Source organism: Vogesella indigofera (genome assembly GCF_003633895.1).
Lineage (GTDB): Bacteria > Pseudomonadota > Gammaproteobacteria > Burkholderiales > Chromobacteriaceae > Vogesella > Vogesella indigofera.
This window is the reverse complement of record NZ_RBID01000015.1, coordinates 256,438-269,667: the sequence shown is the minus strand read 5'-3', so window position 1 is coordinate 269,667 and position 13,230 is coordinate 256,438. Positions and strand designations below refer to the sequence as shown.

Genomic DNA, 13,230 nt, shown 5'->3' with positions numbered 1-13,230 from the left:
CAGCGGTGTTTGGCTGGAGATAAACAAGCCTGCCGAAGGCGTTTTCAATGCGGTATCGCCGCGTGAGAACCGCCGCAGCAGACATTGAACAGGCTCTCAGGACTTGCCGCGCAGGTAGTCGGCGACCGCCGCCGGTGGCAAGGGTCGCGCCTCGAGAAAGCCCTGCATCTCGTCGCAGCCGTTGGCCAGCAGCCAGGCCTGCTGCGCCGGGGTTTCCACGCCCTCGGCCACGGTGTTGCAGGCCAGCTGTTGCGCCAGGGTGATGATGGTGCGCGCCACCGCGCGGCCTTCCTCGCGGTCGAGATTGCGCACGAAGGCAAGGTCGATCTTCAGCACCGACACCGGCAGCTGCTGCAGGTAGGCGAGCGAGGAGTAGCCGGTGCCGAAGTCGTCGAGCGCGAGGTGCAGCCCCAGTCCACGCAGCTGCTGCAGCACCGGCAGCGCCCACTGCAGGTTTTCCATCGCCGCGGTCTCGGTGATTTCCAGCTCCAGCTGTGCCGGTGCCACGCCGTGGCGCTGGCAGCTTTGCAGCAGCCAGTCCTGCAGCCCGGCATCGCCGAGCTGGCGCGGCGACAGGTTGATTGCCATGCGGCCAACCTGGTAGCCGTCGCGCTGCCAGGCGGCACGCTGCGCGATGGCCTGATCCAGTGTCCAGCGCCCGAGGCGGAGGATGAAGCCGGTTTCTTCCGCCACCGGGATGAACTCGCCGGGGCTGATGGCGCCCTCGGCCGCCTGCCAGCGCAGCAGCGCCTCGAAGCCGGCGACGCTGCCGTCGCGCAGCCGCACCCGCGGCTGGTACACCATGGAAAATTGTTGCTGCTGCAGCGCCAGCGCCATCTGGCCGGCCAGCTGCAGCCAGCGGCGGGTACGTGCCGGTTCGCAGTCGCTGAATGCTACCACCGGCGTGCTGATGCTGCGCTTGGCGGCGGTCATCGCCATTTCGGCGTGCTGCAGCAGCTGGCTGGCCTGATCGCCGTCCTCCGGATAGCGGCAGTAGCCGGCACGGGCGCCGGCCTGAAGCTCGATGCCGCCGGGCAGCACGAACGGTGCGGCAAAGGCTTCCAGCAGTTGCTGCGCGCGCGGCAGCGGCAGGCGCTGGCCCGGCATCAGCACCGCGAAGCTGTCGCCCTGCAGCCGCGTCAGCTGCTCGTCGGGGTGCAGCAGGCCTTGCAGGCGCTGGCTGCTGGCCACCAGCAGCGCATCGCCGCTGTCGTGACCGAACACCTGGTTGATGCGCCCCAGCGCGTCGATATTGCACAGCAGCAGCGCGCCGTGCGGGCACTGCTGCAGGCTGGCATCCAGCTGCTGGATGGTGGCGTGGCGGTTGGGCAGACCGGTCAGTTCGTCGTTGAGCGCCAGCCATTGCAGCTGCGAGGTCTGCTGCACCTGTACGCTGATGTCGCTGACAAAGGCCAGCACATAGGCGTGCTGGCCCCAGTGCAGCGGCGCCAGCTCGACACTGGCGTGAAACTGGCTGCCGTCGCAGCGCTCGGCGGTCACCTGCTGGCGTTCGCTCATGCGGCGCACGCTGGCCGCGGCGTGGTAGCCGCTGCGGTGCTGGCGGTGTGCGCCGCGCAGCGCGCTGGGCACCAGCTGGTCGATGTGGCCGCCGTCGAGCGCGCCCGGCGCGGCATGGAACAGCTGTTCCGCCGCCGGATTGCTGCTGACGATGCGGCCGTCCTGATCCACCACCAGAATGCCCAGCGGTGCGCCGGAAACCAGCGCGTGCAGGCGGTTACGCGCGTCCTCGTGCGCGGTCTTTTCCACGGTCAGTTGCTGGTAGGGTTGCAGCAGGCGGGTTTCGATCACCCCGCGCAGGAAGAAGCCCTGGCCGATGACCTTGAACACGTGGCCTAGGCCGTTGGCGACATCGTCCACCAGCTGGTAGAAGCAGAAAAACAGCTCGCCGAAGGCCAGCACCAGCAGGCCGGCGGTCAGCCACTGCCCGGCAAAGATGGACTGCTGCGCGCGGTGCACGCGAAAGGCCAGCAGCAGGTAGCCACCCACCAGCAGCCACTCCAGCGCGATTTTCAGCGCGGTCAGGCCGCTACCGGGCTGGTACAGCACCGGCAGCCTGCCGTACAGGCCGACACCGAGCAGCGCCACCAGCGCACCGTACAGCCAAAGCAGCGGAATGGCGCGCCGCTGTTGCGGGGGCGGCAGCAGCATGCACAGGATGGCCAGCGCCACCATCGCGCGCGCGCCCAGCCACAGCACGATGGCCTTTTGCGGGGTGTTGGTGGTGACGAAGGCCGGCAGCAGCGCGTAGGACACGGTGTGCAGGGTGTCCAGTGCCGCGATCACCGCGAAGCCGACCGCCAGCACCCGTAGCGGGCGGCTGCTGTCGGTGCGGAACCAGGCCATCACCGCCACCAGCAGGCTCATGGCGATGGACAGGATTTCCAGCATGGTGTGAATGGCGGCATAGCCGGGCAGGCGTGCCCAGCCCGGCGACACCAGTTGCAACAGCAGCATCAGCGAGATCAGGAAGCACAGCAGCAGCGCCAGCGGCAGCGGGGTCGCGGTGTTGGCAGACGGCGTACTGGCGGGCCAGGACAGAGATAGCATGCGGGCGGGCTTTCGGCTGGGGTCGCAAAATGATGATTCAGCATAGCCACCCGGTGCCGGCGGCGGCAAATTATCACTTTACCTTAAGTCATGCTTGCCATGCTGCTACGGCATGCTGGAACTTGATCTGACCCCACTGCCAGTGTGGCAATGCCGACAACGGCCGCAGCAGCCGTCCACCTGCGCCAGCAGCCATGTGCGAAAAGACGCACCTTGTCGACGTCGGGGTTGGGTAGAACCGTAGCCCGGATAAGCCACAGGCGCATCCGGGTAGGCGGTGTCTGATTTTCCCGGATGCGCTGCGTATATCCGGGCGACGAGAGCGCCACCTGTGCCCGCCGCCATCTGCGGAACACGTGCACCTTGTGGACGCCGGGGCGGGGTGGGCGTGTCTATAGTGTGATCAAGCTAACCGCAACAACAGGCGGACTACGCTGCAAGACGGCGGGCGCCGTTTTGGCACAAGCTGGAGACACGATCATGCCCAATACGCCGGAACCCGGATTGCTGCAGCTGTTGTATCTCTATTTCATCCCGTACTGGCTGTTTCGCGATGTCAGCCACGGCGATCAGATGCTGCGCGAGCAGAACTATCGCTATAACCGCGAGCAGCGCAAATACCTGCCCGGTTATCTGCTGAAGTGGGCGATCCTGTGTACGGTGCTGCTGGCCAGCCACCAGCTGGCCAGGGAGCTGACGGTGCTGGTGCCGGACTGGGACCACCTGTTCCGCATCTGGACACTGTTTTCCGGCATCAGCTTCGCGGTCGGCGTGGCGTTGATGTCCAACATCATGGTGGCCTGGAGCTTCCTGACCTTCATCCCCTGAGGTCTGCCCGTGCGGCGCAAGGTTGGCCGCATGGCCGTGTGCGCTTGCGGCCAAGTTTTTACGCGGCCCCGGGTTGCCTCGGGTAGCCCGGATAAGCCGCAGGCGCATCCGGGGAGTCGGTGCCTGATTTTCCTATGGGTTTATCCGGGCTACGGGTTTATCCGGTTCACGAGTTTATCCGGGCGATGAGAGCGCCGCCTCCTCCTGTGCCGCCTGTGCCAGCAGCCAGTCGCGGAACACGCGCACCTTGTAGACGTCGGTGCGGGTGGCCGGGTGCACCAGATAGTAGGCGTGCTGGCTGCGCACCGGCTGGTCCAGCGCCAGCTGCAGCCGGCCGCTGGCCAGTTCCTCCGCCACCAGAAACTGCGGCAGCACCGCGATGCCGAGGCCGGAGATGGCGGCCTGGATCACCATGAAGAAGTGCTCGAAGCGGGGCCCGCTCAGCAGGCTGGCCTGATGGGTGTCCATGTCCTGCAGGCCGGCGGCGGACAGCCAGTCGTTCCACGCCTGCGGCCGGGTGGTGTGCTGCAGCAGGGTGTAGTCCAGCAGCTCGCGCACATCGCTCAGCGGTTTTTTCAGCAGGCCGGGCGCGCACACCGGCACGATGTCCTCGCCCATCAGCCGGTGACAGATCGCCCCTGGCCACAGCGCCGGGCCGAAGTGGATCGCCACGTCGGCTTCCACCTTGTCGAAATCGAACGGCCGCACCTGGGTCACCAGATTGAGCTGGATGTCCGGGTAGCGCGCGCTGAAATCCACCAGCCGCGGCACCAGCCAGCGTGAGCCGAAGGTGGGCAGCATGGCCACCGTCAGCACGCCGCCTTCGCCGCGATAGGCCATCAGCTGCAGCGTGGCGGCCTCGGCGCGATCGAGCACGTCCTGCACCGCGGCGGCGTAGGCCTCGCCGGCCACGGTCAGCACCAGCCGCTGCTTGACGCGCTCGAACAAGGGGCGGCCGATGAAGTCTTCCAGGCCGCGGATCTGGCGGCTGACCGCGCTTTGCGTCAGGTTCAGCTCCTCGGCGGCGCGGGTAAAGCTCAGGTGGCGCACTGCAGCTTCGAAACACTGCAGGGCCATCAGCGAGGGGAGGGTGCGGCGCATGGCGAGTTCATGAGTTTACGGAATGAAGTCAGCAGAATACATCGCTTGAGCGCGACAGGGAAAGCCGTGACACTTTGCTTCATCAACGCCGCAGCAAAGATCACCGACAGATCGCCGGCCATATCGCACACTCAGGGAAGGGTATTCACAAATGACACAAACTCAAGCGTCCGCCGCCAACAGCCAACTGCACAAACTGCTGGTACAGGTAGCCGGTGAAAAAGCCGCCGCCGAGCTGTTCACCATGATCAAGGTCGAAGACGTACTGCTGGCCGAGCCGGCCGGCGAGCAGGTATCGCGTCTGGTACTGGCGCAGGCGATGAACATGCTGCTGTTCGCGAAGAACCTGGACGCGGTGCCGGAAGGCAAGCGCTACGTCGCCGACAAGCTGGCCGCCGGCGGCCAGGTGGTATTCGACCACGGCGCGCTGCGCACCGTGGCCGCCGCCAACACCGGCGCGCTGCCGCAGGGCGAGTTGGCCTTCAAGCGCGTGCTGGAGCCGCTGGGCTTTGCCGTCGCCGACGTGTACCCGCTGCCGCGCCTGAAGATGACCGGCCGCGCCTACTGTCATCAGGATGCGCCGGAACAGGTGGCGCAGTTCTTCGTGTCCGAGCTGCACGTGGACCAGTTCTCGCCGGCCTTCCAGGCGGCGGTAGACAACGTGGTATCCACCTCGCGCGATCCGTTGTCCACCGCCGACAAGGCGCTGCTGGCCACGCTGTCCGACAACCGCGAACTGCCGTTCGCCGATGCAGCCAGCCTGCTGCCCAAGCTGGTGGGTTGCTTCGACGTGCAGCACGCCACGCCGACACTGGCCGACTACCACACCCTGCTGCAGGAATCCGCCGAAATGGCGTGGATCTCCACCGAGGGCAACGCCTTCAACCACGCCACCGACCACGTGGCGGACGTGTTCGCCACCGCCGACGAGCTGCGCGCCAAGGGCCAGCCGATCAAGGACAAGGTGGAAGTGTCCGCCAGCGGCCGCGTACGCCAGACCGCGTTCAAGGCGGCACAGGTGGAGCGCGAGTTCATCGACGCCGACGGCCAGCGCGTCAGCCGCATCGTGCCGGGCTCGTTCTACGAATTCATCACCCGCGACCGTTACACCGACGAAGCCGGCAACGACAAGCTGGATCTGCGCTTCGACAGCTCCAACGCGCAGGGCATCTTCAAGATGACCGCCGCCGCTTGCTGAGCGCAGTCTGATCTCTCTGGGTAACGGCTCCTTGTTGCCTGCTTGACCTGCCCTGCGTACCGGGGCAGGTCTTTTTCCGGCCTGCGGCCAACCTTTAGCCTGAACACACACATGATTCCCCGTCTGCATACCACCCCCACCAGCGACACGCTGTACCTCGACTTTGCGGCCGAACTGGCCGTGCGCGGCTTTGCCGGCGAGATCAGCCACGCTTATGCCGACCGGACCGTGCTGTCCACCGACAACTCCATCTACCAGGTGCTGCCGCAGCTGGTGGTGTTCCCGCGCGATAACGACGACGTGATCCGCATTGCCCGCCTGGCCGGCGAGCAGCGCTTCCAGGGCCTGAGCTTCAACGCCCGTGGCGGCGGCACCGGCACCAACGGCCAGTCACTGGGCCACGGCGTGATCGTCGACATCTCGCGCCACATGAACCGCATCCTGGAAATCAACGCCGCAGAGCGCTGGGTGCGGGTACAGGGTGGCGTGGTGAAAGACCAGCTCAATGCCGCGCTGAAGGCGCACGGGCTGTTCTTTGCGCCGGAGCTGTCCACCTCCAACCGGGCCACCATCGGCGGCATGATCAACACCGACGCCAGCGGCCAGGGCTCCTGCCTGTACGGCAAAACCCGCGACCACGTGCTGGCGCTGGACACCGTGCTGCTGGATGGCACGTTGTGGCACTCCGCTCCGCTCCCCGAGGCCGAGTTTGCCGCCATCCGCCGCCGTGACGACCGCGTTGGCGCGGTGCACCGCCTGCTGGACGACATCCGTCGCGACGACGCGGCGCTGATAGCCGACAAGTTTCCCAAGCTCAACCGCTGCCTGACCGGCTACGACCTGGCGCACATCCGCGACGACGCCGGCCGCTTCAACCTCAACAACATCCTGTGCGGTTCGGAAGGCACACTGGGCTTCATCGTCGAGGCCAGGCTGAACGTGCTGGCGATCCCGCGCGCCAGCGCGCTGGTGAACGTGCGCTACGCCAGCTTCGATGCCGCGCTGCGCGACGCGCCGGCGCTGATGCAGCTGGGCGCCGCCTCCATCGAAACGGTGGATTCCACGGTGCTGAACCTAGCGCGGCAGGACATCGTGTGGCATGGCGTGCGCGAGTTCTTTCCGGACGACGCCACTCCGGCGCAGGGCATCAACCTGGTGGAATTCCTCGCCGACAGCGATGCCGCGCTGGAAGCCAAGTTGGCCGCCATCGGTGCGCAGCTGAGCGCCGAGGGCGACAGCCATGGCCGTCAGGGCCACACCGTGGCGCGCGGCGCCGCGGTTGGCCGCATCTGGGGCATGCGCAAGAAATCGGTGGGCCTGCTCGGCAACGTCAACGACAGCCGCCGGCCGATCCCGTTCGTGGAAGACACCGCGGTGCCGCCGGAACACCTGGCCGACTACATCGCCGAATTCCGCGCGCTGCTGGACAGCCACGGCGTGCGCTACGGCATGTTCGGCCACGTCGATGCCGGCGTGCTGCATGTGCGCCCGGCCATCGACATGAAAGACCCGGCGCAGGAAGGGCTGGTGCGCAGCATCACCGACGGCGTGGTGGCGCTCACCCAGAAATACCACGGCCTGCTGTGGGGCGAGCACGGCAAGGGCGTGCGCTCCGAGTACGCGCCGGCCTTCTTCGGCCCGCTGTACCCGCGGCTGCAGCAGATCAAGGCGGCGTTCGACCCGTACAACCAGCTCAACCCGGGCAAGATCGCCGCGCCGACGCCAGACGGCTTGTGGAAGGTGGACGGCGTTACCACCCGTGGCCAGCTGGACCGCACCATCCCCATCGCCGTGCGCCAGCACTACGACGAGGCGCTGCACTGCAACGGCAACGGCGCCTGCTACAACTTCGACCCGGACGACGCGATGTGCCCGTCGTGGAAGGGCACCCGCGAGCGGCGCCACTCCCCGAAAGGCCGCGCCTCGCTGCTGCGCGAATGGCTGCGCCAGCTGGCCGCGCAGGGCAGCGACCCGCTCAGCGCCAGCCGTGCGCTGCGCGCCCGCGGCTTTGTCGCCGGCCTGCCGGCGCGCATTGCCAACACGCTGGGCAAGCGCCGCGGCGAGGCCGACTTCTCGCACGAAGTGAAGGAAGCGATGGACGGCTGCCTGGCGTGCAAATCCTGCGTTGGCCAGTGCCCGGTGAAAGTGGATGTGCCGAGCTTCCGCGCCAAGTTCCTGGAGCTGTACTACGGCCGTTACTTGCGCCCGCTCAAGGACTACCTGATCGGCGGGCTGGAACATACGCTGCCGCTGGCAGCACGCCTGCCGTGGCTGTACAACGGCGTGATCGGCAGCAAGGTTGGCCGCATGCTGATGCGCAAGCTGAATCTGGTGGAAAGCCCGCTGCTGTCCGGCATCAACCTGCAGGCCGAGCTCGCGCGCCGCGGTGTGGCGGTGGCCAGTGCAAAGGCGCTGGCGGCCTTGCCGGCGGCGGAGCGCGCCCGCGCGGTGATCGTGGTGCAGGACGCGTTTACCAGCTACTTCGAAACCCCGCTGGTGCTGGACGTGTGCGCGCTGCTGCAGCGGCTGGGCTTTGTGCCGCTGCTGGCGCCGTTCCGCGCCAACGGCAAGCCGCTGCACGTGCATGGCTTCCTCGCCCGCTTTGAAAAAGTGGCTGCGGCCAACGTGGCCAGCCTGCAACAGCTGGCGGCCAGCGGCCTGCCGCTGGTGGGCATCGACCCATCGATGACGCTGACCTACCGCAGCGAATACGCCAAGTTGGTACTGGCAGGCGAGTTGCCCAAGGTACAGCTGCTGCAGGAATGGCTGGCCAGCCGACTGGCCGAACTGCCAGCCGACGCGCGGGCTACCAGCGGAGCAAGCTACACCCTGCTGCCGCACTGCACCGAGAAAACCAACGCCCCGGCGGCGGTGGGCGATTGGCAGAAAGTGTTCGCCGCCTGCGGCCTGAACCTGGCCACCCGCGCCAGCGGCTGCTGCGGCATGGCCGGCACCTTCGGCCACGAGGCCGACAAGCGCGCGCTGTCGGAAACCATCTATCGCCAGAGCTGGCAAGGCATCGTGGCCGGCCAGCGTGACGACAGCCCGCTGCTGGCTACCGGCTACTCCTGCCGCTGCCAGGTGGCGCTGATGGACGACGTGGCGCTGCCGCATCCGGCCAGTGCGTTGCTGAAGGCGTTGACGCCGGCTGCCTGACATCAGGCCCTGCCAGCGCCGTTGTACTGCATTTTGTCGGGAGCATGGCTCCCGGCCGTGACTGTTTTGCGGCAGGCCGAAGCGGCCTGCCAGACGCGTGGCTGCTAAGGTTGGCCGCGTGAGGACAACTCATCACCGACAAGGGGGTAATGCATGAACAGCAAGTTGGCAGGGCATCTGCTGGTGGAGTGCCTGGTGGCACAGGGTGTGGACATTGCCTTTGGCGTGCCGGGCGAAAGCTACCTGGCGGTACTGGACGGCTTCTATCGCAGCCGCGAGCAGATCCGTTTTATCGCTTGCCGTAACGAAGGCGGCGCCGCCTTCATGGCCGAGGCGCACGGCAAGCTCACGCGCCGCCCCGGCGTGTGCCTGGTCACGCGTGGCCCCGGTGCCACCAATGCCAGCATCGGCGTGCATACCGCGTTCCAGGATTCCACCCCCATGGTGCTGCTGGTGGGCGACGTGGGCAGCGATTGTCGCGACCGCGAAGCGTTCCAGGAGATGGACTACAGCGTGTACTTCGGCCCGTCCACCAAGGGCATGGCCAAGCGCGTGGAGCGCATCGACGATGCCCACCGCATCCCGGAATACATCAGCCGCGCCTTCGCCGCCGCCATGAACGGCCGCCCCGGCCCGGTGGTGCTGGTATTGCCGGAAGACATGCTGGTGCAGCCGGTGGCCGACAGCCTGCAGGCTTTGCCACGGGTGGAAGCAGCCACCCCGTATCCGGACCCGGCCGGCATCGCCGCGCTGCAAGGCCTGCTGGAACAGGCCGAGCGCCCGCTGGTCATTGCCGGCGGCAGTGGCTGGGACGCCGCAGGCGCCGCCGCGCTGCAAGCCTTTGCCGAGCGCTGGCAGCTGCCGGTGGGCAACGCCTTTCGCTTTCAGGACACCTTCGACAACCATCACCCGCTGTATGCCGGCGATGTCGGCATCGGTATCAACCCTCCGCTTGCGGCCAACGTCCGCAACAGCGACCTGATCATCGCCATCGGCGCTCGCCTCGGCGAGATGACTACCGGCGGCTACACCCTGCTGCAGGCGCCGCGCAGCCAGCAGCAACTGGTGCACATCCTGCCGCAGGGCGACGAGCTGGACCGCGTGTACCAGGCCGATGTGGCGATTCAGTCCGGCGTCAACGCCGCCGCACAGGCGCTGGCCGCCTTGCCGGTGCCGTCCGCCGCCCCGCGCTGGCAGGCCTGGAGCCGGCAGCTGAACGCCGACTACCGCGCCAACCTGGTGCCGCAGCGCCTGGCTGGGCTGAGCGAAGGCATCAGCGGCGACATCGACCTGCCGCGCGTGATCGCCAGCCTGCAGCGCCAGCTGCCGGCCGACGCGGTCATCACCAACGGCGCCGGCAACTTCGCCAGCTGGATTCACCGCTACTTCCAGTACCACGGCGTGGCGAAAGGCCACAAAACCCAGCTGGCGCCCACCAACGGCGCCATGGGCTACGGCGTGCCGGCCGGCATTGCGGCCAACCTCGCCACCGGCCGCACCGCCTTCACCATCGCCGGCGACGGCGACTTCCTGATGAACGGCCAGGAGCTGGCCACAGCACTGCAGCACGGCGGCAAATCCATCATCCTGCTGCTCAACAACGGCGTGTACGGCACCATCCGCATGCACCAGGAGCGCGAGTACCCCAACCGCATCAGCGGCACCCAACTGGGCAACCCGGACTTCTGCCAGCTGGCCGGCGCCTACGGCTACGCCGCCGAGCGCATCGCCAGCAACGACGAGTTCGACGCCGCGCTGGAACGCGCACTGGCGCGCCCGAACGGCACGCTGCTGGAAATCCGCCTGCCGCCGGACATCATCAGCACCCGCGCCACGCTGTCCACCATCACCCAGGCGGCGCTGGCACGCGACTGAGCTTTGCCAGACGTGAGGAAACCGGCCTGCGGGCCGGTTTTTTGTTGGCGGAAGGTGGCACAAGAACGGGGCTGCTTGCCGGACTATCGGCTATGGTGAAGTTGTTCCGGCGGCCAACCCTGGCCGCCACACCGACCGAGGGAGCCATCATGCCGCTTTCCATGTATCAGGCCGCGATACCGCCGCTGTTGCGCGGGCTGGCCAATCTGTCCGCCATCCTGGACAAGGCGCTGCGCAATGCCGAGAGCCGTCATTTCGACGCCGCCGTATTGCTGCAGGCGCGGCTGGCGCCGGACATGTTCCCGCTGATTCGCCAGGTGCAGATTGTCACCGACACCGCCAAGGGCTGTGGCGCACGGCTGGCGGGGGTGGAGATCCCCAGTTATCCGGATACCGAAACCGGTTTCGACGAACTGCAGCAGCGTATCGCCAGGACCGTGCTGTTTCTGCAGGGTTTGCAAGCGGCGCAGTTCGACGGCAGCGAAGCGCGCGACATCGTGATGAAGTTTCCCAACCAGACGCTGAATTTCACCGGCCAGGACTACCTGCAGTATTTCGTGCTGCCCAACTTCTACTTCCACCTCACCACCGCCTACGACATCCTGCGTCACAACGGCGTGCCGCTGGGCAAGGGGGACTACCTGGGCGGCGGCTAAGAACCTGTTCAATGTCTGCTGCGATTGATTTCAATGGGGCGATACGGCGTTGAAAACGACTTCGGAATGCTCATTTACCCCATGTAAACTCCGCTTCCTCAGTCGTTTTCGCCTTGTCTCGCGTGAGCGCGCGAGACTTTGAACAGGTGCTAAGAGCCGCTGACCAAACTCCTGATCCTGCGTTGCGCCTCCTTGCCGTACGACTTGTACTGTCTGCGTCGGCGCGCCTTGGCTCGGGTGCGCTGCGAGGTGTTGTTAGCGGCGCTAAGCGGCACCGACAAACGGCATCTCGCCGCCGCCGCGCCCGGTGCCGCTACAACGCAACGCGCTGCTGGTGTTCCGGCACCGTCGCGTGCCAGTGCAGCTCCAGGCTGATGCGGCGGCGCAGTGCGTCGGCGGCGGCCGGTTCGCCGTGGATCACGAATACCTGTTGCGGTGCGCTGCTGAAGCCTGTCAGCCACTGCAGGATCTCGTTGCTGTCGGCGTGGGCGGACAGGTGGTCCAGCGCCACCACTTCGGCATTGATCGGCACGTCCTGGCCGTGGATCCGTACCGAGTCGGCGCCGGCCACGATCAGCGCGCCGCGGGTGCCGCCGGCTTGGAAGCCGGAAAACAGCAGCGTGTTGCGCGGATTGGGCGCGAACGCCTTCAGGTGGTGCAGCACCCGGCCGCCGGTGGCCATGCCGCTGGCGGCGATGATGATAGCCGGCTCTTTGGTCTGGTTCAGGCGCTTGGATTCGTCGACCGAGCGCACGATGTGGGCGACGCGGCACATGCCTTCGCACTCGCTTTCCGACAGCTTGTGCAGTTGGCGGAACTGCTGGTACAGCGCGGTGACGTCGCTGGCCATCGGGCTGTTGATGTACACCGGCAGTTTTTGCGGGATGCGGCCGCTCTGTTTCAGCTTGTAGATGTAGTACATCAGCAGCTGGGCGCGGGCGACGGCAAAGGACGGGATCACGGTGATGCCGTGGCGGCCGATGGTGCGGTTGATGACCTCGGCCAGCACATCGGCCACCGCGGTGGCGGGGTGGCTACGGTCGCCGTAGGTGGATTCCACCAGCAGGTAGTCGGCGTGCGGCACCGGTTGCGGCGGCAGCATGATCGGATCGTGCTGGCGGCCGAGGTCGCCGGAGCAGACCAGGGTCTTGCCTTCGGCCTCGATGGTGACGGTGGCGGCGCCGAGGATGTGGCCGGCCGGGCGCAGCAGCAGCTGGATGTCGGGGAAGATTTCGCGGCGCTGGTTGAACGGCAGCGGCCGCAGGTAGGCCAGTGCGCGTTCGGCGTCGGCCTCGGTGTACAGCGGCAGTGCCGGCTGGTGCTTGGAGTAGCCGCGGCGGTTGGCGTATTCGGCTTCCTCTTCCAGCAGGTAGCCGCTGTCGGGTAGCAGGATCGCCGCCAGCTCGCAGCTGGCTTCGGTGGCGTATACCGGGCCGCGAAAGCCGTCGCGCACCAGCGCCGGCAGGTAGCCGCTGTGGTCGAGGTGGGCGTGGCTGAGCACCACCGCGTCGAGGTCGGCCGGGGCGAACGGCAACCCGGCCCAGTTGCGCAGCCGCAGCTGCTTGTAGCCCTGGAACAGGCCGCAGTCGAGCAGGATCTTGCGGCCGCCGCATTCCAGCAGGTACTTGCTGCCGGTGACGGTGCCGGCGGCGCCGAGAAAGGTGAGGTGCATGAGCGTTTCCTGTGCCGCTGGGGCGCTGGTGGCAGGGCGTCGCGCAGTGGGGACGGCGCGGCAGTTCTCTCTTATATATAGTGAGTTGCCGCGCGTGGTGGCGCCGATTTGCGAGGGCAGGCACCGGCCGGCGGTTCCGGGGCCGATGGGCAGGAGCGGCGCCGGTGCCGGCCGCG

At 67.1% G+C, this 13,230-nt stretch carries 8 protein-coding genes; 5 read left to right on the top strand and 3 right to left on the bottom strand.

What is annotated here, in order from left to right; genetic code table 11:
- Positions 1 to 96: 96 nt before the first annotated feature.
- Positions 97 to 2,568, bottom strand: coding sequence for a putative bifunctional diguanylate cyclase/phosphodiesterase (locus tag C8E02_RS11225; protein ID WP_120810839.1), 2,472 nt, complete (start codon positions 2,566 to 2,568; stop codon positions 97 to 99).
- Positions 2,569 to 3,048: 480 nt separating this feature from the next.
- On the opposite strand from C8E02_RS11225, the gene C8E02_RS11220 reads away from it, so the two are divergent.
- On the top strand, positions 3,049 to 3,396 hold the full coding sequence (locus C8E02_RS11220; RefSeq protein ID WP_120810838.1) for a hypothetical protein: 348 nt from the start codon (positions 3,049 to 3,051) through the stop codon (positions 3,394 to 3,396).
- A gap of 174 nt (positions 3,397 to 3,570) precedes the next feature.
- Here the strand turns inward: C8E02_RS11220 and gcvA are convergent, their stop codons facing one another.
- Entirely contained in the window at positions 3,571 to 4,497 is a 927-nt protein-coding gene (gene gcvA / locus C8E02_RS11215; protein ID WP_120810837.1) for a transcriptional regulator GcvA, read from the bottom strand.
- Positions 4,498 to 4,648: 151 nt separating this feature from the next.
- Between gcvA and C8E02_RS11210 the strand changes: the two genes are divergently transcribed.
- The 4 genes from C8E02_RS11210 to C8E02_RS11195 all read left to right on the top strand — a co-directional run bounded on the left by C8E02_RS11210 (position 4,649) and on the right by C8E02_RS11195 (position 11,382).
- Positions 4,649 to 5,695: a DUF1338 domain-containing protein gene (locus tag C8E02_RS11210; protein WP_120810836.1), complete on the top strand. Its 1,047-nt coding sequence runs from the start codon at positions 4,649 to 4,651 to the stop codon at positions 5,693 to 5,695.
- Positions 5,696 to 5,806: 111 nt separating this feature from the next.
- Positions 5,807 to 8,851 carry a D-2-hydroxyglutarate dehydrogenase YdiJ gene (gene ydiJ / locus C8E02_RS11205; protein WP_120810835.1) on the top strand — a complete coding sequence of 1,015 codons (3,045 nt, stop codon included), beginning with the start codon at positions 5,807 to 5,809 and terminating at the stop codon, positions 8,849 to 8,851.
- Positions 8,852 to 9,004: 153 nt separating this feature from the next.
- On the top strand, positions 9,005 to 10,726 hold the full coding sequence (locus C8E02_RS11200) for a thiamine pyrophosphate-binding protein (RefSeq protein ID WP_120810834.1): 1,722 nt from the start codon (positions 9,005 to 9,007) through the stop codon (positions 10,724 to 10,726).
- A 149-nt stretch (positions 10,727 to 10,875) separates the two neighbouring features.
- Positions 10,876 to 11,382, top strand: a complete 507-nt coding sequence (locus tag C8E02_RS11195; RefSeq protein WP_120810939.1) for a DUF1993 domain-containing protein — start codon at positions 10,876 to 10,878, stop codon at positions 11,380 to 11,382.
- A 313-nt stretch (positions 11,383 to 11,695) separates the two neighbouring features.
- On the opposite strand, the gene C8E02_RS11190 is transcribed toward C8E02_RS11195, so the two are convergent.
- Positions 11,696 to 13,054: an MBL fold metallo-hydrolase RNA specificity domain-containing protein gene (locus tag C8E02_RS11190; protein ID WP_120810833.1), complete on the bottom strand. Its 1,359-nt coding sequence runs from the start codon at positions 13,052 to 13,054 to the stop codon at positions 11,696 to 11,698.
- Between the last annotated feature and the right edge of the window lie 176 nt (positions 13,055 to 13,230).